The organism is Ruegeria sp. CE9 (genome assembly GCF_056537425.1).
The window spans coordinates 29604-53887 of record NZ_JBQFRO010000017.1 but is presented as its reverse complement, the minus strand read 5'-3'; the positions used below and the strand labels follow the sequence as shown (position 1 = coordinate 53887).

Annotated in this window: 24 protein-coding genes; 22 read left to right on the top strand and 2 right to left on the bottom strand. The window is 58.2% G+C overall.

The window, feature by feature from the left end:
- Positions 1-17: 17 nt before the first annotated feature.
- Complete coding sequence (locus tag ACR0B3_RS22520; RefSeq protein WP_480811032.1) at positions 18-482, bottom strand: ester cyclase; 465 nt, start codon at positions 480-482, stop codon at positions 18-20.
- Between the two features lie 248 nt (positions 483-730).
- Between ACR0B3_RS22520 and ACR0B3_RS22515 the strand changes: the two genes are divergently transcribed.
- The 21 genes from ACR0B3_RS22515 to ACR0B3_RS22415 all read left to right on the top strand — a co-directional run bounded on the left by ACR0B3_RS22515 (position 731) and on the right by ACR0B3_RS22415 (position 22185).
- Positions 731-1420 carry a DUF1989 domain-containing protein gene (locus tag ACR0B3_RS22515; protein WP_480811031.1) on the top strand — a complete coding sequence of 230 codons (690 nt, stop codon included), beginning with the start codon at positions 731-733 and terminating at the stop codon, positions 1418-1420.
- 11 nt (positions 1421-1431) lie between these two features.
- A complete protein-coding gene (locus tag ACR0B3_RS22510; protein ID WP_480811030.1) occupies positions 1432-2970 on the top strand; it encodes an amidohydrolase family protein in 1539 nt (512 codons plus the stop codon).
- 16 nt (positions 2971-2986) lie between these two features.
- Positions 2987-3874, top strand: a complete 888-nt coding sequence (locus ACR0B3_RS22505) for a polysaccharide deacetylase family protein (protein ID WP_480811029.1) — start codon at positions 2987-2989, stop codon at positions 3872-3874.
- Positions 3874-5163, top strand: a complete 1290-nt coding sequence (locus tag ACR0B3_RS22500; protein WP_480811028.1) for an amidase family protein — start codon at positions 3874-3876, stop codon at positions 5161-5163. The genes ACR0B3_RS22505 and ACR0B3_RS22500 overlap by 1 nt, the downstream gene beginning before the upstream one ends.
- On the top strand, positions 5160-5627 hold the full coding sequence (locus ACR0B3_RS22495; RefSeq protein WP_480811027.1) for a hypothetical protein: 468 nt from the start codon (positions 5160-5162) through the stop codon (positions 5625-5627). Before ACR0B3_RS22500 ends, ACR0B3_RS22495 begins: the two co-directional genes overlap by 4 nt.
- A gap of 31 nt (positions 5628-5658) precedes the next feature.
- Positions 5659-6306: an FMN-dependent NADH-azoreductase gene (locus ACR0B3_RS22490; RefSeq protein WP_480811026.1), complete on the top strand. Its 648-nt coding sequence runs from the start codon at positions 5659-5661 to the stop codon at positions 6304-6306.
- Between the two features lie 184 nt (positions 6307-6490).
- On the top strand, positions 6491-7588 hold the full coding sequence (locus tag ACR0B3_RS22485) for an ABC transporter substrate-binding protein (protein ID WP_480811025.1): 1098 nt from the start codon (positions 6491-6493) through the stop codon (positions 7586-7588).
- Between the two features lie 20 nt (positions 7589-7608).
- Positions 7609-8661 (top strand): ABC transporter ATP-binding protein, encoded by a 1053-nt coding sequence (locus tag ACR0B3_RS22480; RefSeq protein ID WP_480811024.1) that lies wholly within the window; start codon positions 7609-7611, stop codon positions 8659-8661.
- Between the two features lie 4 nt (positions 8662-8665).
- Positions 8666-9547, top strand: coding sequence for an ABC transporter permease (locus ACR0B3_RS22475; protein ID WP_480811023.1), 882 nt, complete (start codon positions 8666-8668; stop codon positions 9545-9547).
- Positions 9548-9550: 3 nt separating this feature from the next.
- Complete coding sequence (locus ACR0B3_RS22470; RefSeq protein ID WP_480811022.1) at positions 9551-10348, top strand: ABC transporter permease; 798 nt, start codon at positions 9551-9553, stop codon at positions 10346-10348.
- A 36-nt stretch (positions 10349-10384) separates the two neighbouring features.
- Positions 10385-10936, top strand: coding sequence for a redoxin family protein (locus ACR0B3_RS22465; RefSeq protein ID WP_480811021.1), 552 nt, complete (start codon positions 10385-10387; stop codon positions 10934-10936).
- Between the two features lie 124 nt (positions 10937-11060).
- Positions 11061-12080 carry a transcriptional regulator GcvA gene (gene gcvA / locus ACR0B3_RS22460; RefSeq protein ID WP_480811020.1) on the top strand — a complete coding sequence of 340 codons (1020 nt, stop codon included), beginning with the start codon at positions 11061-11063 and terminating at the stop codon, positions 12078-12080.
- A 214-nt stretch (positions 12081-12294) separates the two neighbouring features.
- Positions 12295-13113, top strand: a complete 819-nt coding sequence (locus tag ACR0B3_RS22455; RefSeq protein WP_480811019.1) for a glycine betaine ABC transporter substrate-binding protein — start codon at positions 12295-12297, stop codon at positions 13111-13113.
- A gap of 1 nt (position 13114) precedes the next feature.
- Entirely contained in the window at positions 13115-14242 is a 1128-nt protein-coding gene (locus tag ACR0B3_RS22450) for an ABC transporter ATP-binding protein (RefSeq protein WP_480811045.1), read from the top strand.
- 38 nt (positions 14243-14280) lie between these two features.
- Positions 14281-15366, top strand: a complete 1086-nt coding sequence (locus tag ACR0B3_RS22445) for an ABC transporter substrate-binding protein (protein WP_480811044.1) — start codon at positions 14281-14283, stop codon at positions 15364-15366.
- A gap of 89 nt (positions 15367-15455) precedes the next feature.
- A complete protein-coding gene (locus ACR0B3_RS22440; protein ID WP_480811018.1) occupies positions 15456-16721 on the top strand; it encodes an ABC transporter permease in 1266 nt (421 codons plus the stop codon).
- Between the two features lie 6 nt (positions 16722-16727).
- On the top strand, positions 16728-17636 hold the full coding sequence (locus ACR0B3_RS22435) for an ABC transporter permease (protein ID WP_480811017.1): 909 nt from the start codon (positions 16728-16730) through the stop codon (positions 17634-17636).
- Positions 17637-17663: 27 nt separating this feature from the next.
- Positions 17664-18479, top strand: a complete 816-nt coding sequence (locus tag ACR0B3_RS22430) for a glycine betaine ABC transporter substrate-binding protein (protein WP_480811016.1) — start codon at positions 17664-17666, stop codon at positions 18477-18479.
- Between the two features lie 175 nt (positions 18480-18654).
- Positions 18655-20175: an ABC transporter ATP-binding protein gene (locus ACR0B3_RS22425; protein ID WP_480811015.1), complete on the top strand. Its 1521-nt coding sequence runs from the start codon at positions 18655-18657 to the stop codon at positions 20173-20175.
- Position 20176: 1 nt separating this feature from the next.
- Positions 20177-21247 (top strand): ABC transporter permease, encoded by a 1071-nt coding sequence (locus tag ACR0B3_RS22420; protein WP_480811014.1) that lies wholly within the window; start codon positions 20177-20179, stop codon positions 21245-21247.
- Positions 21247-22185 (top strand): ABC transporter permease, encoded by a 939-nt coding sequence (locus ACR0B3_RS22415; RefSeq protein ID WP_480811013.1) that lies wholly within the window; start codon positions 21247-21249, stop codon positions 22183-22185. The genes ACR0B3_RS22420 and ACR0B3_RS22415 overlap by 1 nt, the downstream gene beginning before the upstream one ends.
- 17 nt (positions 22186-22202) lie before the next feature.
- On the opposite strand, the gene ACR0B3_RS22410 is transcribed toward ACR0B3_RS22415, so the two are convergent.
- A complete protein-coding gene (locus tag ACR0B3_RS22410) occupies positions 22203-22913 on the bottom strand; it encodes a hypothetical protein (protein WP_480811012.1) in 711 nt (236 codons plus the stop codon).
- 293 nt (positions 22914-23206) lie between these two features.
- Here ACR0B3_RS22410 and ACR0B3_RS22405 point away from each other — a divergent pair, with 293 nt between their 5' ends.
- Entirely contained in the window at positions 23207-24163 is a 957-nt protein-coding gene (locus ACR0B3_RS22405) for a BMP family protein (protein WP_480811011.1), read from the top strand.
- The last annotated feature ends 121 nt before the right edge of the window (positions 24164-24284 follow it).

Here is a 24284-nt window from a genome sequence, read left to right as displayed (position 1 = left end):
TTCTCCAATGCTGGAAATTACTGTTTTTCGGCGCCGTCAACGCCGGCAATGTTCAGATGGGGCAGAGGCATCACGCCCAGCTGGAAAAACAGGCCCAGCGTGTCTTCGTGATAGAGGTAATCGGTGACCTTGCCGTTCTCGTTGAACTTGAAACACTCGGCGCCGTAGATGTCGACTTTGCGGCCCGTGCCCGGGATGCCGTAGAAATCTCCGGTATGGGTGCCGCGCAGGCGGAAACGGGACATGACGGTGTTGCCGTCTGCCACCAGGTCGATCGCGTCTTCGTGGATGTCAGGGAAGGCTTCGCGCCAGAAGGCCACCAGCTTTTTGAACCCATCACGACCCGACGGCCAGCCATCCAGCAAAAGGCCGTGACGAACGTTTTCGTCAAAGATCTCATCCACACGATGTATGTCATTCTTGTTCCAGCAGGTGGCGTAGATGTCGGCGACGGTCGCCTTGTTTCGTTCCTGGTTGCTCATTGGTGTCCTCCTGCACGCTTCTCGCAAGCTAAGCCGCAGGGAAAGCAACTTGTCACACGATGAATCGTCAGCCCGAAGTTGAGTGAAATTCATCTACCCATAGGCTCGAGTCCCGACGTCCCAAAGTTCAGTTCGATTTGGCCCTCAGCGCAATTAAACTTCAGCATGACCTGAGATTTCCTCAGTTTCCGCCGCCGTTGGGATGGTGTGTCATTAGGGGCAGCAAGTTATTTAGCAAGGATTGCTCCATGAAGGATTCCTCCTTTGACCCCGGACAGCCCGATGGCACCAATCAAAGTCTTGAAATCGGTTTGCCGGATGGCGGAACGCCCAAGTTGGGCAGGACCTATGAAATCCCCGCAAGATGCGGCAGGGCCGTGCGGGTTTCCAAGGGACAGAGCCTGACGGTAACCAACCCCGTTGGGTATCAGGTTTGCGACTTCTGGATATTCAATGCTGATGATCTGGACGAATACAGCTCGATGGAGCATTTGCATACCTCGATCCTGTCGATCATGCCAAAGGTTGGAGACGGAATAGTGTCGAACCTTCGCCGGTCGCTGATGACGATCACCGAGGATACTTCGCCCGGGGTTCATGATACGGTGATTGCGGCCTGTGACCACGCGCGCTACCGTCAACTCGGAGTCGGGGAATACCACGATAATTGCGCCGACAACCTGCGGCAGGCTCTGATTGCCATAGGGTTGCGTGCCCCGGCCATTCCGGCGCCCTTTAATCTTTGGATGAACGTCCCGATTCAGCCGGACGGGCGCACGTACTTTGCTCCGCCTGTCTCGAAACCCGGCGATTACATGCGCTTTCGGGCCGAAATGGATGTGATCGCGGTCATGTCGGCCTGTCCGCAGGATGTAACCCCGGTGAACGGCGAGGGTACGGTCCCTGATCGCCTTGAATTTCGGGTTGATCTAGTCTGAGGATTGGTGCCATGGCGGACATGCTCCTGACCGGTCGATGGGTCATCCCCGATCCGACCGAAGTGCTGCACCACCACGCGGTCGCCGTGTCAAAGGGGCGGGTGATCGAGGTTGGCCCTGTCGATGACATGCGCGCCCGCCATGTCGGTGTGCCTGAGTTCGGGGGCGACACCAGCGCGGTGATTCCGGGTCTGATCAACGCCCATCACCATTGCTACGGAGTCGAGCTGGCCAATCAGGGCATTGCGGATGACTTTCTGGAGTCCTGGATGTTTGCGGCCCCGTCCATGGTGGGGTTGTCACCCTATGTTTCAACAGCCCATGCCGCACAGCGTTTGATCAAAACCGGCGTAACGTCAGTGGTCGACATGTGTTCGGCTGGGACAAGCCTGTCGCAGAGTCTAGCCCGACTGGAGGAAAAGGCCCAGGCTTATCGCGATGTGGGTATCCGCGCCGCGATTGCACCAGGCGAACGCTGGCAGAACCGCATTGTCCACGGTGCAGGCGAAGAGGCAGCATTTTTGCAAAGCCTGCCGCAGGATGTCTTTGCCGCGCTCATGGAATGCGAGGCCGAGCGCAAGCGACTGTCCGAACAGGACTATCTGGAGCTGATGCAGGCGCTGGTGCCGTCAGGCGACGCTATGCAGCAGTTTTGGTTCGGACCGACCGGGCCGCAATGGACGCCCGAGTCGCTTCTGGCGCAGATCGCCAAAGAGGCCGAACGACTGGACACACGCATCCAGACCCACGCGCTGGAAAGCTACTACGAGGGGTTGGAAAGCCAGAAGATCCACGGCAAGCGACTGATGACGCGGTTTGCAGATATCGGGTTTTTGGGCGAACGGCTGTCGATGGCGCATGTGGTCTGGGCCGTTCAGGACGACATCGCGGAAATCGCGGCAAGCGGCGCGCAGGTCAGTCACAATCCCGGCTCGAACCTGCGTCTGCGCTCGGGGGTTGCGCCGGCGGCCGAGATGCAGGCCCGGGGCGTTGCATTGGCTCTGGGGATGGATGGTACCACGCTGGGCGGGGCCGAAGACATCTTTGCCGAAATGCGCCTAGGACTGGCACTCAACACGCCACCGCATTCCACGGCGGCGACCCTGTCGACACGAGATGTCTTTGCTATGGCGACGCTGGGCGGCGCGCGCCTGATGGGACGCGCGGATGATCTGGGCCAGCTGAGGCCTGGGTTCTGTGCCGACGCGGTTGTGATCGACATGGCGCGCCCGATGGCGCCATGGTGCGCGCCGGGTGTTGACCCGATTGAGCTGATTGTGGCGCGGGCGCGGGCCGAGGACGTGCGCACCGTGATTGTGGACGGGAAGCTTGCAGTCGCGGATGGCCGGCCTGCCCAGGTGGACGAAGAACTGGTGCTGGAGCGGCTTCGGCAGGAGCTGTCGGCAGCCCCTCCGGGTGGAAGCGCGCGGGCGCTGGCGGCCCAGCTGAGACCGCATCTTTTGCGATGGTACGCGCGCTGGGAAGGCGCTGCGATGCGGAGGCCTGCGACGCCCGCTCCCGTGCTGCGCTACAGCGCCGGCGGCAACTGACAGGAAAGGAAACATCATGATCCGCAATCCGATCAAATGGCCCAACGGCGCACGCTGCGCCTGTGCGATCAGCTTTGATATCGATGCTGACAGCCTGATTCATATCTCGCGCCCCATTGATGGGCATGATCGGCTGTACCCGATCTCGATGGGGCGTTACGGCCCAACCGTTGCGATCCCTCGTATTCTTGAGACCTATCGGAAGTTTGGCCTGAAACAATCGTTCTTTGTCCCTGGCTGGGTGGTCGAGCAATACCCGGACGCGATGGAAATGATCCTGAAGGATGGTCATGAAATTGGCCATCACGGCTATCTGCACGAAGACCCGACCAGCCATGGCCCAGCCGAGCAGCGCGAGTGGTTCGAGCGCACACTTGAGAGCCACAAACGTGTCATCGGCAACACGCCCAAGGGCTATCGAGCGCCGGTCTACAACGTAAACCAGATTGTGATCGATCTGATGATCGAGCATGGGTTCGAGTACGAAAGCTCGCTGATGGCGGACGACATCCCGTATCTGATGAAGACAGATCAGGGTTCATTGGTGGAACTGCCGGTGCATTGGGGCACGGATGACTGGCCGCCTTTCGCCCATTACGATGAAATCGGATACATGATGCCTGTTGCCGGACCCAGTCAGGGTTTGGAGGGGTTTTGGGAAGAATTCGAAGCGCAATATGAGGCGGGAGGTTTCTGGCTGGCCATTTGGCACCCCTTCCTGACCGGTCGTCTGGCGCGGTGGCGTCAGGTCGAGCAGTGGCTGGAAGCCATTCTGGAACGTGGCGACGTCTGGTTTGCGCCAATGCATGAGATTGCCGCGCATGTTCGTTCCGAAGCGGCAAAAGATCCAGCTGCAGTTCGAGTGGAAGACCTGCCCTATTATACCAAACCCGTCTTGTTCTGATGTCTGTTGTCACTGGCCTGGCACATGCGCTTGGATGCGCCGATCATCCGTCGGCTGCGCATGTTTTTTGTGCGCGCAATGATGCGTGGCTGCACAAGCTTGCCCACAGTTTTGACGCCCGTGTCAGCCAAGGCCAGGACATCGGTCCCTTGCAAGGAGCCGTGGTGGCTATCAAGGGTAATATCGACATAATCGGCATGCCAACAACGGCAGGTACACGGAGCTTCATACCTGAACCCGCAGCCCGGAACGCCCCTCTGGTTCAGCGGCTGGTCGATGCAGGCGGTTTGCCGATGGGCCATGCCAACATGTCTGAATTCGCCTTTAGCGGGCTTGGCTTGAACCCGCATTTCGGAACTCCGCTGAACGCATGGGATGCGTCGCTGGTTCCGGGTGGGTCCTCCAGCGGTTGCGCCACGGCGATTGCACTGGGAATTGCCGATCTGGGCGTTGGAACGGATACGTCAGGGTCAACCCGGGTTCCGGCAGCCTATCAGGGGATCTACGGGTTTCGCCCAACGATGGGGCGGTATGAGGATGATGGGATCCTGCCGCTGTCGCGCTCTTTGGATACGCCCGGGCCAATGGCGCGTGATCTGGCGGGACTACGGCTATTAGACACAGTGCTGCGTCGCAGCACAGACCAGAATGCCCGGCGGATTGACCGGATCGTCGTCCCTGACGCCGTAAGCCTCGGCCCCGTTGATCCCGAAATCAAGACCCTGATGGATGAGGCCAAATCTGCGCTGCGCTTGCAGGGCTGGCAGGTTGACGTCCGCCCCGTCGCGGCCCTGGCGAACGTCCGCGACCTGTTTGCGCGCTTGGGCACATTGGTGGCGTCCGAAGCCCCCGAAACCCTGTCGGCCTACACACGATTGGACAATCCGGCACTGGACCCGAACATCCGGCGTAGATTGCAACAGGGCCTGCTGTTGGACCCTGAAAGCCGCACAACGCTGAGGGCGGCGCGCAAAGACCTGATTGTGCAGATCGATGCCGAATTGGAGGGGGCGCTGATGATGTTGCCAACCGTGCCCGCGCTGCCTGTTCAATTGGCTATGGTTGCCACTGATGCAGATCGCTTTGCCAAGGAAAACGCGCGCGCGCTGAGTCTGACCATGATGGGGGCGTTTCTGGATATGCCGTCCTTGGCAATGCCCGCAAAGGGGCGCAGGCCGGGCCACTCGATAACACTGTGTGGTGTGCCAAAGGATGACGACACTGTTCTGGTCTGTGCAGAACGTATCGCTCCGGTTCTATTTTCATTGAAATCAAAGGTGTTCGCATGACCGCAGAAGATCACGTTACCCGCGACAAAGCGGAAATCGCCGCTTTGATCGCCCGCCAATTCCGCGCCCTGTGCTGGGATGAAACAACTCCACCGGACACCGAGGCGTTGGCGGCAGCCTATTTGCCGGACGCTCGACTGTTTGCATCCGCACGGCCGGCAAAAGCCCAATCCGCCGAGGATTTCGGGAACCGTATGGCAAGCCTGCGCGACAGCGGACGCATCCCGGTGTTCCAGGAAAAAGGCGTCGGTCTGCACATCTGGGTGACCGGGAATGTGGCCGTGGCGATGGCGGGGTGCGAGATGCACGAAAACCGCAGCGAAGTGACCGAAGATATCAGTGCCTTTCTGCTGGTCAAAAACCCCGATGGCTGGGCTATCGCGGCGCAGGCTTGGGATATTCTTCCATCTATCCCAGAAGCATTCGCCGCAACCGGCCTGAGCGCCGACCGATTTGAAATCTGACACCCCCTGACACCAATTGGAGACCCTTGACATGTCAAAAAAACTGCTAGTCGTGCATTCCAGTGCACGCGAAAATCGATCCCTCACACGTGAGCTGGCGCAGACCTTTGAGGAAAGCTGGACCACCTCAGGTGGCGGCACCGTGACCCATCGTGACGTGGGCCTGAACCCGCCCGCAATCATCAACGAAGACTGGATCGCGGCTGCCTTTACCGACCCGGGTGAGCTGACCGGGGCGCAAAAGCGGGCACTGGCCGAGTCCGACGCCATGATCGAAGAAATCAAGGCCGCCGACGTGATCGCGCTGTGCGCGCCTATGTACAACTATTCCATGCCCGCATCGCTCAAGGCATGGTTCGATCTGATCGCCCGTGTGGGAGTCACCTTCAGCTTTGATCTCGCGCGCGGCGACACCCCCATCGAACCGATCCTGACCGGCAAAAAGCTGGTGGTACTGTCCTCACGCGGGGAATTCGGCTTTGCCGAAGGCGGAGAGCGCGCGCATCTGAACGGGCTGGACCCCGCCATCCTTGCAAGCGCGCACTACCTTGGCGCTGACGCGAAAGAGATGGAAACCATTGCGATCGAATATCAGGAATTCGGAGACAAACGCTTTGAAGACTCAGTCGCGGCCGCACAGAAGCGCACAAAGCAGGCGGCCAGCGAATTGGTTGCGTAACGTACAGAAAAATATCAAATTTCAGGGGCACGCCAATCGGTGTGCCCCTTTTCTGTGGGAGATTATGACGGCGCAGCCCTCGGTTTTTAAGCGCAAGAATACCTCATCCCCGGACTGAGTTCTTATCAATTGAGCGTAAAGCCCCCCCTGTTTCATGCTTTGGGCAACGACAAGGGAGGAAAAAATGCCAAGCGGAAAAAACCGGTTCAATCGTCGTCAATTCCTGAAGACCTCGGCAGCGACAGGAGTGCTGGCTGGCGCGTCCGGCCTCTACGCGCCAGCTGTCCATGCCGCCGCCGAGCCGCTCAAGATCGGTTCCTGGGGCGGGTTTTTCGAAGAGGTTCTGGCCGACAAGCTGTACCCCGAATTCACTGCCGCCACGGGGATCGAGGTGCAATCCATCGGTACCCCCAATGGTGACGCGCAGGTGGTGCAGCTGGCGCAGGCGATCCGGGCGGGCAACGTACCGCTGGATGTCTCGGCCCTGATCCCGATCCCGATGGTGCGCGCCACCAATGCCGGCATCATCGAAGAGCTGGACATGTCCCGCATCCCCAACGCCAAATACCTGCCCGAAGTGCAGGGCCTGAGCCAAAGCAAGGATGGCAATCCCAATGGCGTGGCGTGGTTCTTCTACTTCAACATCCTGGTCACCCTGCAAGAGGATTTCCCCGAAGCCCCCACCAGCTGGACCGAGCTGTGGAACCCGGCCAATGCGGGTCTGGCGGGCGTGATGGCCCAGCCCGAGATATCGAACATCATCGACATCACCGCGGCGACCTATTTTGGCGGACCCGATATCCTGCAAACCAAGGAAGGCGTGCTGGAAGTGCTGGCCAAAGTGAGCGAGCTGAAAGACACCGTCGCCCTGTGGTATCGCGACGAGGCGCAGTTCCAGAACGGTCTGGAAACCGGCGAGCTGCCGATTGGCATCTATTACAACGACGTGGCCACCGTGGCCCAGGCCGAAGGGATCGAGATTGATCGCATCTTCCCCAAGGAAGGCGCCGTCAAGAACCCGGCCTATTGGGGCATTTCCAAAGGCACCGCCCTGCGCGATCAGGCGCATGAGTTCCTGAACTATACGCTGGATCCACCTGTACAGGCGCTGCTGGCGCGTAATCTGGGCGGTGGCCCGGTTGTGCCCAAGGACACCACCGACCTGACCGATGAGGAATGGGATCAGGTCTCGACCAGCAAGGACACGATTGCGCCTGCCTATCACCTCTATACCGATTGGGGCGATTGGACCGCGACCGAGTTTTCGCGCGCGATATCCTGATCTGACGAAGGCCCAAGACTATGACCACTCTGACCCTGGAAAATGTCTGGAAACGGTTTGGCAATTTCGAAGCGCTTAAAGACATCAACCTCAATCTGCCTTCGGGTAAGATGATCACCTTTCTTGGGCCCTCGGGCAGTGGCAAAAGCACTATGTTCAGGTTGGTGGCCGGCCTGGACGACACCACCGAAGGCACCGTTCGGTTCGACGGCGAGGATGTTACCAGACTGCCCGCCTATAAACGCAACGTGGGCATGGTGTTTCAGAATTATGCCCTGTTTCCGCATCTGAACGTGTGGGAAAACATCTCGTACGGTTTGAAATTGCAAAGACGACCCAAGGCCGAACGTCGCGCTCGCGCCGAAGAGCTGTTGGAACTGATCAAACTGCCCCATATCGCGAACCGGTCGATCAAACAGCTGTCGGGCGGGCAGCAACAACGCGTGTCCATCGCCCGCGCGCTGGCAATGGAGCCGCGTCTGTTTCTGCTGGACGAACCACTATCGGCACTGGATGCCAAGCTGCGCGAACATATGCAGACAGAACTGTGCGACCTGCAGCAGACCCTGGGCATCACCACCATCGTCGTCACCCATGATCAGCGCGAGGCGATGACTATGTCGGATGTGGTTGTGGTGATTGATCACGGTGAGATTCAGCAGGTGGGATCCCCACTGGAGATCTATCGCAAACCGGCCACGCCCTTTGTGGCGGATTTTGTCGGCAGTTCGACCCTGGTTGAGGGGATCGCCTGCAGTGATGGGACGTTTGAATTCAACGGCCAGAGCCTGAAGGTGACCGCGCCCGACTGGATCAGCCGGGATCTGACGCCGAGCCTGTTGTGCCTGCGTCCCGAACAGTTGCGACTGGCGACGCATTCGGACCAGACACCCAATGCGATTGACGTAGATGTCAGCCTGATCCGCGATCTGGGATCCGAGATCGAAGTGCAGGCAAGGGCAGGGGCCCATGAGTTTCTGGTCAAGGAGTCATCGGGCCAGCCGCTGGGCTATAGCGTCGGTGATAAGATGCGGCTGCATATCCCCGAAACCGCGCATCTGATCCGGGCTTAGGTTGATGGCAACGCAAGACGCCACCGTTCCCCGCCCCATGCCCTGGTTCCGCGGCGTGGATCACAAGACCCTGATCCTCATACCGCCGGGGATCATGCTGCTGGTCTTCTTCCTCTACCCGTTCCTGATCATGGGGGCGGTCAGCTTTTATTACCGGGTGCCGGACGGGTTTTATGAGCCCGATTTCGTGTTTACCAACTATGCCGCCTTTTTTGATCCGGTCTTCCTGACAGCGCTGGCGCGGTCGCTGACCTTATGTGCCGTGATTTCAGTGGTCTGCGTCAGCCTTGCGGTGCCGTTCACCTATCTGACGTCGCGGATGCGGCGGGGCATTCAGGTGCCTATCGTCATCCTGCTTTTGTGCATCCTGACCCTGTCCGAGGTCATTTTGGGCTTTAGCTGGACCATCCTTCTGTCGCGCACGGCAGGGGTGTCGAATGTGCTGGTGTGGCTGGGCGTTCTGGACCGGCCCATATCCTACTACCCCAGCCGCATCGCCATCATGATCGCCATGCTGCATTTCTGTTTCCCCTTTGCGGTACTGACAATCTACCCACCAATCTCGCGCTTTGACCGCAGCTTGCCCGAGGCTGCCGCGACTCTGGGCGCAGGCCCGATCCGCGCCTTTTTCACCGTAGTGATCCCGGCGCTGCGCGGCACGATCATTTCGGCGCTGGTTTTGGTCTTTGTGTTTGCGCTGGGAGCCTACCTGTTTCCGCAGATGTTGGGCCGACCAGCGGATTGGACCCTGTCGGTGCTGATCACCGATCAGGCGATTTACAAATCCAACATCCCCTTTGCCGCCGCCATGTCCGTGTTCCTGTGCATCATCTGCTTTGCCCTGATCATCGGCGTCGGCAAGCTGACCAAAAAGACCGAGGTCTGATCCATGCATACCCGACTTGGCAAACTCTATGTCTTTGTGATTGCGCTGTTTTTGATGCTGCCCTTCATCGTGGTCGCGGGCGTGTCGTTCAACGAAAAGAAACGGCTGTACTTCCCGCCACGCGGTCTCACGCTGGATTGGTACAAAGATGTCCTTGGCAGTTCTGAATGGCTCGACCCCATTGGCATCAGCCTGATGGTGGCCGCAATCGCCACAATCGTGGCGGTCGCCATTGCCCTGCCGATCAGCTTTATGCTGTGGCGGCATGGGGTGCTGTTTGCCAAGGCGTTGTTTGGCCTTGGGCTGGTGCCCTTTATGCTGCCGCCCGTGACGTCGGCGCTGGGGTTCCTGATCTTCTGGTCCGAGATCGGCGGCTATGGGTCGTTCTGGGCCACCACAATCTCACATTCGGTGTTTCTGGTGACCATCCCGCTGATGATGATCTCACTGGGGCTGGAAACCATCGACGATGCCTATCTGGACGCGGCCTCTTCCTTCGGGGCAAGCGAAGGCGCGATTTTCCGCACGGTGATCCTGCCACTGATCCTGCCGTTCCTCTTTGGCGCCTCGGCCTTTTGCTTTGTGCTCAGCATGAATGAATACATCATCGCCTTCATGGTGGCTGGGTTCACGGTCGAAACGCTGCCGATCAAAGTGGTGAACTCGCTACGCTATGGCTATTCGCCCGCGATGGCGGCGGTGTCGGTCTTTGCGGTTCTGGCAGCGGTGGGGCTGTTCCTGACCGTCGCCCGGTTCGGCGACCTTTTGAAAATGGTTGGCGCGCTCGACAAATCGGACTGAGCGGCCAGCAAACCCCTTTCCTACAGGAGCCCCAAGATGCGCGCAGATCTTCCACCCGCAACGTTTCAGACGCGGGTCCGCGTTGACAACCCCAGACTGGAAAACCCGTTTGAATGGCGCAATATCACGGCGCAGGAGCTGTGCGCGGGCCGCCGGATCGTGATCTTTGCTGTCCCGGCGGCGTTTTCGCCCATCTGTTCCGATGAACACCTGCCGGGGTTCGAGGCGCTTTATGATGACATCCGCGCACAAGGCATTGATGAAGTCTATTGCCTGTCAGTAAATGACGCCTTTGTCATGTTCCGATGGGGCAAGGCGCTGGGGATCGAAAAGGTTCAGTTCATCCCAGACGGCAACGCGGATTTCACCCGCAAGATGGGCATGTTGGTGGAATACACCGCCGACGGCATGGGATTGCGTAGCTGGCGGTATGCCATGGTTGTGAATGACGATCAGATCGAATGCCTTTTGCCCGAGCCCGGTTTCGACGACAATGCCCCGGACGCGCCCATGATGGCGTCGAACGCGGAGTCGCTGTTGGCTTGGCTTATGGGCAATGGGGACGGGACGGACGGGGTTGTTGGATAAAGTGTCTTTGTGTCGGAAAAAAGCAAAGGTAAGATTGTCGGGCAGGCGGTGTGATCTGGCGACCCCTGATCTCGGAAACCCGCAGAACTGCAATTTCTGAAGGATACAACTCAGGCTATTAACCGTGACCCGTCTTCCTCCGCTGAACAGCCTCAGGGCGTTTGACGCCGCAGCACGACACTTGAGCTTCAAGCTGGCCGCCGAAGAGCTTTGCGTGACGCCGACCGCGATCAGCCATCACGTCAAGGCGCTGGAGGACCAGTTTGGCGTCAAGCTGTTTCACCGGCTGACGCGGTCGCTGACGCTGACCGCCGAAGGTGCGGTCTATGCGCCGTTCGTGCACGAGGCCTTTGACAGGCTGACGGCGGGGTCCGTCGCGCTGGGGCTGGATGATCTGGAGGGCGAACTGGTGGTGTCGACCACCAGATCCTTTGCAAACACTTGGCTCAGCCCGCGACTGCCTGGGTTCAAAAAGGCAAACCCGAATCTGTCCGTTCGCCTCTACAGCTCGGATGATCCGGTGGATTTCCAGCGGTTGCAAATTGATGTGGCCATTCGCTATGGGTTCGGGGACTACCCGGATCTGCATTCGGCCTGGGTTCTCGACGATTTCGTGGCACCCGTTTGCGCGCCGGATTTCCCGCTGGCCCCCGGCGATCCGGGAGGCCTGATCGACCAGCCTCTGATCAGCTATGAATGGGGCGGTTTTTCCGAGATCGACCCCGACTGGAACGGATGGCTTGCGGGGGTTGGCGTCACATCCTCTCCTAACAACATTGTAGCGACCTACAGCGACGAACAGATGTGCCTGCAGGCTGCCCTTGACGGACACGGGGTTGCCCTGGTCAGCATGATTTCGGCGGCGCGCAACATCGAAGAAGGATCATTGGTGGTACCCTTCGGTAGCCCTATGAAAAACAAGAGCTACTATCTGGTCTGTCCGAAACTGAATGCCGAACGCAAGAAGGTGCAGGTGTTCCAGGACTGGTTGCTGGATGAGGTCGATGAGTTCCGCGAAAGCCCTGTTGGGCGGCGTTTTTCGAAGGCCCCCAGGACACGCCCGACATCCGGGATTGAGTGTGATTCCGACACGGCCCAATTGACTGTGCAAGGGACAGGCCCCCTACATTCGGTTTTACCGTGAGTTCCAATTAACACCCCCGGCTGGGTACCTGCCGAAATCTTGCCCACCCGCACCGTCACGCTGCTGGTTTGTCAAATAACCATTATGTGACAATGCCTTGCTGGCTACTTATCCATCAGGTGAGCGAAGCTAATTTGTCGATGCGGCAAGCCTCTCGATAGAGTTTCTCCAACGCGGCACGCCAGGAGCAGTGGGCCGGTTCGGAGGACATATTGTGAAAAAAACCAACGTCGTGATCGGTTCGCCGCCCCTTTCGTTCTATGCGGTGCAAGGCGCTGTTGTTGGGGCCATCTTGAAGCGGGCTGGCGCAGACATCTCATTCGTTCGCGAATTTCACGAGACAATTTATCCCAAGCTCGGCTCTGGCGAGATTGACGTGTTCGTTGCCAGCTGGCAGCCAAGCGGGCACGCCGAGTTCTGGGAGACCGTGCAGCACAGCGCGCGCCGGATGGGCGCTATCTTTGAGGGCGGTGCGTTCTTTCTGGCGGTGCCCGACTATGTGTCCGAGTATGAGGTGGCTGCGATCACCGACCTGCGCGATGCCGGGTTCGAACAGAAGATCGTCTCTGTCGGCCCCGGCGGTGCAGTCTTGACCAATCGCGCGCTTGCAGCGTTGGAGGCCTATGGCCTGAGTGAGGCCGGGTTCGAGATCGACGCGCGTGAGGAAGCGGATTGGGTGGCACATACGCTAAGCGCGTATGAGGCGCGTCGGAAGTTCGCGATTGCCATTTGGCAACCCTGTTTCCTGAACGATCAGGTCTCGCTTCGGCGGCTTGCCGATCCAAAACAAAGCATGGGTCCGAACGACACCGGCTGGATCACGGCCAATACCGATTTTCTGGACCACACCCCGATCTGGGCTCACCGGCTGCTGGGGCAGATCAACCTGGGCATTGCGACCATCACCAAACTTGACCGCCGCGTGGTCACGGATGGCCTGACCCCAGATCACGCCGCGCAGGAATGGGTCGATCAGAACGCCGCGCGGGTGAATGCGTGGATCGCTGCCGCGCTGGAAGAGGAGCATGCCTGAGATGTTGGAATCCCTCGCGCAAACCCGCTCCGTCGACCCCTCGGGGACCGAGCAGGGCTTTGTTCAGTTTGACCGGGTGCAAAAGACCTATGACGGCGAAACGCTGGTTGTGAAAAACCTGAACCTGGACATCGTCAGGGGTGAGTTCCTGACGATGCTGGGGCCGTCCGGCTCGGGCAAGACTACCAGCCTGATGATGCTGGCGGGGTTTGAATCAACGACCTCGGGCAACATCCTGATCGACGGCCGGTCGATCAACCTGATCCCGCCGCACAAACGCGGGATTGGCATGGTGTTCCAGAACTATGCGCTGTTTCCGCATATGACGATCTTTGAAAACCTGGCCTTTCCGCTGGCGGTGCGCAAATTCACCAAGGACGAGATCACGGCCAAGGTCCGCAGGGCGCTGGATCTGGTAGAACTCTCGGCATTCGGCGAACGGCGGCCCGCCCAGCTGTCGGGTGGCCAGCAACAGCGTGTCGCCGTGGCCCGGGCACTGGTGTTCGAACCTGAACTGGTGCTGATGGACGAACCCCTGGGCGCCCTGGACAAGCAGCTGCGAGAGCAGATGCAATACGAGATCAAACACATTCACGAACGGCTTGGCGTGATCATTGTTTATGTCACCCACGATCAGTCCGAAGCGTTGACCATGTCTGACCGAATTGCCGTGTTCAACAACGGCATCGTTCAGCAACTGTCCACCCCGACTGAACTGTACGAACGCCCGCAGACCAGCTTTGTCGCGCAGTTCATCGGGGAAAACAACAAGCTGTCCGGGACTCTGAGGGAAGTCGGCGATACGCAATGTGCTGTGGCGCTGGATGGCGGGGCAACGGTGCAGGCCGTGCCAGTCAATGTCGGGGTCAAAGGGTCCGGAACCTTGCTGTCGATCCGTCCCGAACGGGTTGTCGTGAACCCTCCGCATAATCCCGAATTCAACGTGGTCGCCGCCCGTGTGGAAGAGCTGATCTATCTCGGCGATCACCTGCGCTTGCGGCTGAGCACCTGCGGATCGGACGACTTCATCCTGAAGATCCCGAATGCCGAGGAACACCCGACTTTTGGCACCGGAACAACCATCGAAATCGGCTGGCGCGTAGGAGACTGCCACGCACTTGACGCCTGACTAAATCCAACAACCAAAAGGGAGAGAGAAACATGAAAATGAACCTGAAAAAATCGCTGCTGGCCAGCGCCGTGGGCGTTTTGCTATCGACCGGCGCGTCTGCAGAAGGCGAGTTGACTGTCGTGTCCTGGGGCGGGGCCTACACCAAAAGCCAGGTCGAAGCGCATCACAAGTCCTTTGCCGCCAAGACTGACGTCACGATCCGCTCGGAAGATTATGACGGCAACATCGGTGTCATCCGCTCGCAGGTGGAATCCGGCAAGGTGACCTGGGATCTGGTGGATACCGAACTGGCCGAAGCGCTGTTGCTGTGCGACGAGGGCCTGACCGAAATCATCGACCATTCGCAATTGCCCGCTGCGCCGGATGGCACCCCCGCAACCGAGGATTTTCTGCCAGGCACGTTACATGAATGCGCTGTCGCGTCAGTCATCTGGACCAATATCTATTCCTACGACCGGACCCGGTTCCCGCATCAGGCGCCTTCGACGGCCGAGGATTTCTTTGACCTCGAAAAATTCCCCGGTAAGCGTGGTCTGCGCAAGATCGCCAAGGCGACACTGGAATTCGCCCTGATCGCCGATGGTGTCGAGCCCGAGCAGGTTTACGAGGTGCTAGCCACGAAGGACGGGCAGGATCGTGCCTTTGCCAAGCTGGATACAATCAAGGATGATATCATCTGGTGGGAAACCGGCGCGCAACCGCTCCAGTTGCTGGCCGATGGTGAAGTTGTGATGTCGATGGCTTGGAACGGGCGCATTTTCAACGCTCAGGTAGTTGAAAACAAACCCTTCGAAATCGTTTGGGATGGTCAGATCTGGGATCTGGACCTCTGGGTCATTCCAAAAGGTGCACCTAACAAAGAGCTTGCGCTTGAGTTTCTGAAATATGCCACCAGCACCGAACAACTGGCCGAACAGGCGCGCTGGATTTCCTATGGCCCGGCCCGGAAATCGTCGAACCCGCTGATCACGACCCATGCGGAAACGGGAATCGCGATGGCGTCGCACATGCCGACAGCGCCGGATAACCTGACGCGCGCCCGTCAGACAGACGCAGCGTTCTGGGCCGATCATGTGGTGGAACTGACCGAGCGGTTCAACACCTGGCTCGCAGCACAATAAGCGCCACCACCACAACCAAATCATCAGACCGGACATCAGCCCGTTTCGGGCCCCCGGTCTGATGCCATCTTCTAACAAGACGTTGTGCAATGACGACACTCGCCCAGAACCAAGACACTATTGCGGTGCCAACTGAAGACTCCGAGACGTTAAAGGCCGGTCTGGCCAAAGCGATGCGGCGCAAGCGGATCAATGCGTTTTTATACGTCTTGCCCCTGTTTCTGTTCGTTTTCGTCGCCTTTGCTCTGCCGATGATGCAAATGGCGCGCCTGAGCGTTCAGAATGGAGACGGTGCCAACATCCTGCCCCGCTCAGCTCAGGCCATGGCCGATTGGAGCGGATCCGAGCTGCCCCCTGAAGAACTCGCAGCAGCGCTGGTTGCCGATATGGTCGAAGCGCGGGCGAACCGCACCATCGGCAAGGTTGCCACACGGGTGAACTACTCGCTGCCCGGATCGCGCAGCGTGATCACCGGAACAGCCCGCAAGGCCAAATCGTTTCAGGCACCGTATCTTGAGGCGCTGGCCGACGCCAATCCGGCCTGGCAGGACCCCGTGATCTGGGTCTCGATCCGCCGCGCTGTCGCACCTGTGACGCCTGATTTCTACCTTGCCGCACTGGATCTGGAACGGGACGTCGAAGGTAACATCGTGCCCGTCGAACCCGAACGACAGATCTATGTGACACTGTTTGTGCGAACGCTGATCCTGAGCGTGCTGATCACCTCACTATGCTTGCTGCTTGGGTTTCCGGTTGCTTATCTGCTGGCCTCGATCCCGGCGAAATACGCCAACCTTTTGATGATCCTGGTGCTGTTGCCCTTTTGGACGGCGCTGCTGGTGCGCACAACCGCGTGGCTGGCGCTGTTGCAAAGCCAAGGTGTGATCAATGACATCTTTGTCTTTCTTGGCCTGATCGGAAACGAACAACGATTGCAGCTGATCTACAACGCGACCGGCACGGTCATCGCGATGACTCACATACTGCTGCCGTTCTCGATCTTGCCGCTTTACAGCGTGATGAAGATGATTTCGCCAACCTATGTGCGGGCGGCTGAATCGCTTGGGGCATCACCTAGCATCGCATTCTTCAAGGTGTATCTGCCTCAAACCAAACCCGGTATAGCGGCGGGGTGCCTATTGGTGTTCATCCTGTCGATCGGTTTCTACATCACGCCAGCGTTGGTTGGCGGATCTGACGGGCAGTTGATTTCGAATTTCATCGCGCTGCATGTGCAACGTAGCCTGAACTGGGGGCTTGCCGCGGCGTTGTCGACGAACCTGCTGTCAATCATCCTGATCCTTTATTGGCTGTTCAACAAGCTTGTCGGTGTCGACAAGCTCAAACTGGGGTGATCTTTGATGGCGCTTCCTCCTTACAAAACACCTTTGCAACGGGCCTGGCATTATGGCTTTAGGGGCATCTGCGGGCTGATCTTTGTCTTTCTGATTGCCCCGCTGCTGATCGTCGCTCCGCTGTCGTTCAATGTTGAACCTTACTTCTCGTTCACTCCGGGAATGCTGGCGCTGGAGCCTGAGGCATTTTCCACGCGGTGGTACGAAAACATCGTGACCCTTGGCATGAGCGATCCAGAGGCCACTTATGCCGAAGGGTGGCTGTGGGACATGTGGAACAACGCCCAATGGATCCGCGCGATCAAGAACAGCTTTTACATCGGCATCGTCTCGGCCTTGATTGCGACGGCCCTGGGGACGCTGGCGGCACTAGGACTAAGCAAGCCCGAGATGCCGTTTCGTGCGGCCATCACAGGCTTTCTAATTTCGCCGATGATCGTACCGATCATTGTTACGGCGACGGGAATGTATTTCTTCTACGCCAGCATCGGGATCGCCAAATCCTACGTTGGCGTGATCGTGGCCCACGCCACCCTTGGCGTACCCTTTGTGGTCATCACTGTGACCGCGACGCTGTCTGGCTTCGATCACAACCTGACCCGTGCGGCGCTGAGCCTGGGGGCGACGCCGTGGACGGCATTTCGCAAGGTGATCATGCCGTTGATTATGCCGGGTATGATTTCCGGCGGGCTGTTCGCCTTTGTCACCTCCTTCGACGATGTGGTGGCCATGTTGTTCATCGGCGACATCGAGCAGCGCACTGTTCCGCGTCAGATGTGGTCGGGCATTCGTGAGCAGATCAGTCCGACAATTCTGGCCGTGGCCACAATCCTCGTACTGTTTTCAGTTGCGCTGTTGACTGTGGCCGAACTGCTGAGGCGGCGTTCGGAACGCCTGCAGGGCATCGCAAAGTAAAACACCAATTCAATACCGGAGTAGTCTATGAACTCGCAAAAACAAAAAATCACCCTGGGCCAGTTGAATCTCAGTTTTTACGCCGTGCAGGCGGCGCTAGTAAAAGAGGTGCTGGTGCGGAAAGGGCACGAGATCGAGTTGCGTCAGGGTGCACACCAGGATGTGTATCCTGAACTGGGAGCAGGCAAGATTGACGTATTCGTGGCAACATGGATTCCTTACTCGCACAGCGTCTTCTGGGAAAAATACAAAGACGTCATCACACCGCTGGGAACCGGGTTCGAAGGCGGTGAATCCTTCTGGGCGGTGCCTGATTACATCCCGCAGGATGTGGTTTCATCTGTCAAAGATCTGAAAAAACCAGAGGTGAAGGCCAAAATGCGACAGGTGGTCCGCGGCATTGGTGCGGCCACGGGCGTCACGCAGCGGTCGCAGAATGTGATTGCAGAATATGATCTGGACAAACATGGCTATCATGTCGAACCGGGAACGGATGCTGAATGGATCGCCAGCATCTCGGGCGCTTATGATGCGGGCGAGTGGTTTGTCTGCCCGTTGTGGCAGCCACAGTTCCTGAACAAGAAGTACAAATTACGCAAGATTGACGAACCCAGCCTGTGCATGGGTGGGATTGATACCGGTCGGATCACTGCACACAATGATTTCGTGGCGCGCGCGCCGGCTGATACCATCGAGACGATCGAGCGCATTTCCATCGGCGTCGATGCGATCACCGAGATGGATTACTTTGTCAATGTGGACGGGATGAGCGCCGACGAGGCGGCCCGGCATTGGCTGGCACAGAATTCAGCCAAGCTGAACCACTGGCTGAATGGCGGCTGAGGCCCAATGCCCCTGTCCGCGAACATGGCTCTCTCGTCCCGCAGTCGCCCGAGGCGGAAGGCCTGTGTCGGACTGAACCTGCCCGGACCGACAGCTCATCTTTAGCCTGAGGTTATCTCATTTGATTGAGAGAAACCGCCGCTGCATTTTGCCGCAAAACAGAAGGGAGGGTGTTTTGGCTTCTGTACTGAGTGTCACGGACGTCTCGAAGTCATTCGGGGCCGTGCAGGCATTGAACAAGGTTACGTTCGAGGCCAGCCGGGGCGAATGCATTGCGATCCTGGGTGAAAACGGTGCAGGCAAGACTAGCCTCGCCAGCGTTCTGATGGGGCTTTATCAACCCGATCAAGGTGGCGTCGCGTTGAACGGGGTGCCTTGCGAGTTGACGAACCCATCGATCGCCCTGGACAACGGCATTGGCATGATCCATCAGCATTTCAGTCTGGTGGAAAACATGACGGCGCTGGAAAACATCCAGATCGGGCTGCCTGCCGCGAAACGCACCGAGCAGGCGCTGCGCGACGTGCGGGCCATCTGCGACGATTTCGGGTTCGAGGTCGATTTCCGCGCCCACGTCGAGGACATGCCCGTGGGCATGAAGCAGCGGGTCGAGATCATCAAGGCGTTATATCGCAATGTCTCGATCCTGATCTTGGACGAACCCACCAGTGTCTTGGCCCCGACCGAGGTGCAGCCCTTTCTGGATGAGATCAGGGTCATGGTGTCAAAAGGTCTGACGGTGCTTTTGATTACGCACAAGCTGGAAGAGATCGTGCAGGCCGCCGACCGGGTTCTGATCATGCGTCATGGGCGGATCGAGGGTGATCTGCTGGTGGCCGAAACCGATATCGGTGAAATGTCCGCATTGATGATGGGTGAAGGTGAGGGTGGAGCGGATTTGTCGCAAAAAGTGGTCCGGAAACAGGCCAGAGAGTTGGGCAACTCGGTGGCCCTGTCGCTGACCAATGTGTCAGTGGTGACAGAGGATGACGTGCGCATCCTGGACGACATTAGTCTCGATATCACAAAGGGCGAGGTATTGGGTGTGGCTGGGATCGACGGCAACGGGCAACGCGAGTTGTCCGAAGTGGTCGCTGGCCTTTTGCAAACATCCAGTGGCGCAATTGTTCTGGATGGGGTGAACATCACCGGCCAGTCTATTTCCGAACGTATTGAAACCGGTATTGGTTTTGTCCCCGAAGATCGCCATGCCGAAGGTCTGGTTCTGTCGCTCAGCGTAGCCGAGAACACAGCCATTCGTACCATTCAGGACGCCAGGTTCCGCAATGGTGGTTTCGTGGACCGGCGCGCTATCCAGGCACATGCGGATGCCCTAGTCCGGGAATATGACATCCGCCCGGATGACCCGGCGCTCGCGGCTTCGGCGCTGTCGGGCGGGAACCAGCAAAAGGTGGTTCTGGGCCGTGAGATCGAAACAGCCTCGCGTCTTTTGGTGGTCGTTCAGCCCACCAAAGGGTTGGACGTGGGCGCGACCCGCTTTGTGCAGGAGAAGATCCTAGAAGCCGCCGGGCGCGGAGTTGCCGTTCTGTATATCTCGACCGAGCTGGAACATGTGCTTGAGGTGTCGGACCGCGTTGCGGTGATCGCCTTTGGTCGGATTTCCGGAGTCGTGGACCCGACTACGACCACTTCTCAGGAAATTGGGATGTTGATGACCGCGAGCAAGGGAGCGTGACATGAACGCCAGACAAATTCAGTTTCGTGTCTTTGTGGCGATTGCGATTGCGCTGTGTCTTGGGGCAGTGCTGATCTTGATCGATGGTCACAACCCCCTAGCGGCCTACAGCGCGCTGCTAAATGAATCCTTCCTTGATTACTGGGGGCTGTCCAACACGCTGGTCAAGGCTTCGCCGATGCTGCTGGCCGGGCTGGCGGTGATCCTGCCGCTGCGGGCAGGTGTGTTCAACATAGGCGGCGAGGGCCAGATCTACATGGGTGGTCTGTTCGGCGCGTTGATTGGGTTGAACATTCCCGACACTCCCGGCGTGCTTGGCTTTCTCGCGATATTTGGCGCGGCGGCGGTGGGGGGCGGTCTGTGGGCGGCCTTTCCAGCCTATCTGCGCGCCTACAGGGGCACGAACGAGGTAATCGTTACCCTGCTGATGAACTTTGTCGCGATCCATATTGTCAGCTACGCAGTGTCCGGCCCTCTGATGGCCGAAGGCGCGCCTTATCCCTATTCCGAGGAAATTGCGGATCAGTTCAAACTGCCGATCCTGATGCCGCGGTCCGATGCGCATCTGGGGGTGCTGATTGGTGTGACGGCCTCGATCCTGCTGTATTTCTGGATCCGCTCGACGCCGTCGGGCTTTCGACTTGACCTAGTTGGGCGTAATGCGCGCGCGGCGACCTATGCGGGTGTGAACGCGAAACGCAACATCATGATGTCAATGATTGTGGGCGGCGCATTGGCCGGTCTCGCTGGCGCGATCGAGGTTGTCGGGCTGAAGTACCGGTTATTCCACCTGTTCAGCGATGGCTACGGCTATGACGGGATCGTGGTCGCCTTTCTCGCAGCGCTGAACCCGATTGTGGCCCCGGCGGCGGCGTTCTTCCTGGCGGGATTATCAGCAGGCGCGGGGACCATGCAACGGTCTATTGGTGTCGAGGGATCGGTGGTCGAGGCGATAGAAGGGATCATCGTCATCTGCGTTGCCGCTGCCCTGGTCGTGCGCAAGCCTTCAACGGACGGGGGCTGGCTGAAGCGCCTGCTGCCACATAAAAACAACCCCGCAGGAGGCGTGTGATGATTGGTCTTGATGCAGCTTTGATCTCGGATGTTCTGGCCTCAAGCGTCAGATTGGGAACGCCGATTGCATTTGCCGCCCTAGGTGGCGTGTTTGCGGAACGCAGCGGCACCTACAACGTCGCGCTTGAAGGCGGGATGCTGTCGGGCGCGCTGGGCGCGGCGTCGGGGGTCTTTGTCACGGGCAGTGTGGCGGTTGGCTTGCTCTGCGGTTTGGTCTGCGGGATACTAACCGGCCTGTTGCTGGGCGGACTGGTCATCCGGTTGCGTGTCAACCAACTGGTCGCAGGGCTGGCCATCAACATCCTGGTGGCCGGTCTGACCGCCTTTGGCGCGCGTCTGGTGTTTGGCGACATGGCTGGCGGTGCTCGGGTTGCGGGTTTCTCGACGGTTGAAATCCCAGGGTTGAGCAGCCTACCGATCATTGGCAGCGCGTTCTTCGCGCAGGATCCGCTGTTCTATCTGTTGATCATCGTCGGTGGGTTCAGCTGGTGGTGGCTGTTCCGGTCCAACGTCGGGCTGGATTTCCGCGCCGTGGGGGAAAATCCGCGCGCCGCCGATGTCGCTGGCGTGCCGGTGTTCAGGTTCAAATACTTGGCGTTGGCGATAAGTGGGGCAATGGCCGCTCTGGGAGGTATGCACCTCGTACTGTCGCAGGTCTATGTCTTCACCGAAGGCATGAGCGCGGGCAAAGGCTTCATCGCACTGGCTGCGATCATCCTGGGGCGCTGGTCCCCTGCCGGAGCGATTGCCGCAGCGCTTCTGTTCGGGTTCTTTGATGCGGTGCAGTTCAAGTTGCAGTTCAGCAATCCCGACGTGCCCTATCAGCTGTTCCTGATCCTGCCCTATGTCGCCTCGCTAGCTGCGCTGATCTTCCTTGTCGGGAAAACGCGGCCCCCGGCTTCGGTCGGCTTGCCATATGTGCGGGAGCAACGGTAGATTGCTACTGAAAGCCGTTATCGAAGCAATGCTTGCAGCTTAGCACGGCTTGCTTCGATACAACGCCCTAACCTCAGACCCGCATCCAAAACAATTAGGTCTGCAAGCTCGTATACTCCGGCCCGGCGCAAAGGGTCCTGCTTGGCTTCAGCTATTGAAGGACCAAGACGGATCTGTACTTTGGTTCCATCTTCGTTCACCTCTAATCCAAATACTTCACGAAGGCGCATGTTTGTGGGATCACGTTGAACAGCGCCGGGATCAAAATGAGCGCCCCCTAACTTGTTCGCATGGAAATTGATGACCTCTTTGCGTGTGAAGGTTTTTCCTAAGATTCGGCAAACCGGCTGTTTAGTGAATTCATGGACAGATCTAATTACAACCTTTGTCCCTCCGCCTTTGCGTATATTCTCCTCCAATTCCGGCGGCGTTCCTGTGCGTTGAGAAACTGCCACGTCACCAAATGAAAAATTGCCCACCCAACTCGGAAGTTTTCGCTGGTTCGCTAGCTTCGATGCGGTGTCATCTGACAAAAATTCTACCTTCAACACGTCAGGCCGAAGCATCTTTTCAATCGACTTTAGGTTCCCTTGAACCAGCCAGCGACGCACAATGGGACCGACAGAGGATCTGATCAGCGAGGTTTTCGGACGCTCAGCATTTCCGATTTCCGTCAAGGTTTCTGCATCTTCAAGGAGCGTGCAGAGGAGCTCGTTTTCTTTAGTCACTTCAGTGTTATCCAAGTTAGTTAATAAATTTTGCGTAATTACTAAATGGGCAAAATTTTTGAGAAATTTAGAAGTTCTTGGAAGTGATCAGAAAATTACCAGCGGGTGATCAGGTCGCCTCAGAGAGTTCTCCCTATACCTAGTGCGCAGTTACATTGCGATCAGGCCTCACTAGAGGGCTGGGCCGGCAACATGACAACAATCTCCTCATCTTAGCCCTGAGGAAACATCATTTTTCCACGCGCGCGCATGCACGCAATGTTGGCTACGTGATCGAATGGGAGGATACACTCATGAAATTCCAAAACACCGTCGCCGCTGGTTTGGCGGCGCTGTGTCTGTCGACCTTCGGGGCCAACGCAGAAGGCATCAAAAGCGCGGCCATCGTGATGCCGGGATCCGTTTCTGACAATGGTTGGAACCAGGCCGGATTCGACGGGCTGACAAATGCAGGCAAGGATCTCGGTTTTGACACGGCCTATAGTGAAAGCGTCCATCAGCCTGAACAGATCGAGGTTCTGAGCGACTACGCCAGACGCGGCTACAGCCTGGTCATCGGCCATGGCGGTGAGTTCCAGGATGCGGTGGAACGTGTCGCAGCGCGCTTTCCCGACACAATGTTCATGATTAACAACGGTCTGGGCACTTCTGACAACATCGCGAATGCTGATTTCTACTTCAGCCAGATTGCCTATTTGATGGGCTATGTGGCGGGCTCTATGACAGAAACCGACACCATCGGCATCATTGCGGCGCAGAAATTCAAGTTCACCAATGACACAGTCGCGGGCTATGAAAGCGGTGCTAAGGCCGCAAATCCAGATGTCAACGTGCTGGTGACCTGGACAGGTGACTGGGATGATGTCGCCAAGGGTAAAGAGGCAGCGCTGAACCAGATTTCGCAAGGAGCAGATGTGGTCTGGCCGACCATGGACAGCGCGACGCTGGGATCCATGCAGGCGGTGCAGGAAAAAGGCGTTTACGGCATTGGTATTTATCGCGACGCAATCAACGAATGGCCCGAGATTCTTCAATCCGCAATCTTGGACGTGCGCGGCAATATGCGCAGCTATCTTGAACTTGCCGCCGCGGGCAAATTGGACGGCAACCTCTATCGCGGTGACATGTCCAACAGTCAGGCGATGCGCATCGGGACGTTCCACCCGGACATCCCCGAAGATGTTGTAGCCGAAGTGAATACCTTGATCGAACAGATGAACTCGGGTGAATTGGTCATCGAACCGCGCTGAACGGCGTGCCTTAGAAACAACTGGGCCTCGGGAACACTGAGGCCTTTTCCATGTCCGCAAGGTTTGTGCCGCTGCTTGCGACCAAAATAACGTCAAACCCTGAGCAGAAGTTGATCGTTGG

Coding starts and splice junctions, on each gene's coding strand:
- ACR0B3_RS22480 (WP_480811024.1), top strand. CDS start 7,609: ATGACCACTCTGACCCTGGAAAATGTCTGGAAACGGTTTGGCAATTTC.
- ACR0B3_RS22485 (WP_480811025.1), top strand. CDS start 6,491: ATGCCAAGCGGAAAAAACCGGTTCAATCGTCGTCAATTCCTGAAGACC.
- ACR0B3_RS22495 (WP_480811027.1), top strand. CDS start 5,160: ATGACCGCAGAAGATCACGTTACCCGCGACAAAGCGGAAATCGCCGCT.
- ACR0B3_RS22420 (WP_480811014.1), top strand. CDS start 20,177: ATGAACGCCAGACAAATTCAGTTTCGTGTCTTTGTGGCGATTGCGATT.
- ACR0B3_RS22500 (WP_480811028.1), top strand. CDS start 3,874: ATGTCTGTTGTCACTGGCCTGGCACATGCGCTTGGATGCGCCGATCAT.
- ACR0B3_RS22405 (WP_480811011.1), top strand. CDS start 23,207: ATGAAATTCCAAAACACCGTCGCCGCTGGTTTGGCGGCGCTGTGTCTG.
- ACR0B3_RS22415 (WP_480811013.1), top strand. CDS start 21,247: ATGATTGGTCTTGATGCAGCTTTGATCTCGGATGTTCTGGCCTCAAGC.
- ACR0B3_RS22515 (WP_480811031.1), top strand. CDS start 731: ATGAAGGATTCCTCCTTTGACCCCGGACAGCCCGATGGCACCAATCAA.
- ACR0B3_RS22440 (WP_480811018.1), top strand. CDS start 15,456: ATGACGACACTCGCCCAGAACCAAGACACTATTGCGGTGCCAACTGAA.
- ACR0B3_RS22475 (WP_480811023.1), top strand. CDS start 8,666: ATGGCAACGCAAGACGCCACCGTTCCCCGCCCCATGCCCTGGTTCCGC.
- ACR0B3_RS22430 (WP_480811016.1), top strand. CDS start 17,664: ATGAACTCGCAAAAACAAAAAATCACCCTGGGCCAGTTGAATCTCAGT.
- ACR0B3_RS22505 (WP_480811029.1), top strand. CDS start 2,987: ATGATCCGCAATCCGATCAAATGGCCCAACGGCGCACGCTGCGCCTGT.
- ACR0B3_RS22435 (WP_480811017.1), top strand. CDS start 16,728: ATGGCGCTTCCTCCTTACAAAACACCTTTGCAACGGGCCTGGCATTAT.
- ACR0B3_RS22520 (WP_480811032.1), bottom strand. CDS start 482: ATGAGCAACCAGGAACGAAACAAGGCGACCGTCGCCGACATCTACGCC.
- ACR0B3_RS22510 (WP_480811030.1), top strand. CDS start 1,432: ATGGCGGACATGCTCCTGACCGGTCGATGGGTCATCCCCGATCCGACC.
- ACR0B3_RS22450 (WP_480811045.1), top strand. CDS start 13,115: ATGTTGGAATCCCTCGCGCAAACCCGCTCCGTCGACCCCTCGGGGACC.
- ACR0B3_RS22465 (WP_480811021.1), top strand. CDS start 10,385: ATGCGCGCAGATCTTCCACCCGCAACGTTTCAGACGCGGGTCCGCGTT.
- ACR0B3_RS22470 (WP_480811022.1), top strand. CDS start 9,551: ATGCATACCCGACTTGGCAAACTCTATGTCTTTGTGATTGCGCTGTTT.
- ACR0B3_RS22490 (WP_480811026.1), top strand. CDS start 5,659: ATGTCAAAAAAACTGCTAGTCGTGCATTCCAGTGCACGCGAAAATCGA.
- ACR0B3_RS22445 (WP_480811044.1), top strand. CDS start 14,281: ATGAACCTGAAAAAATCGCTGCTGGCCAGCGCCGTGGGCGTTTTGCTA.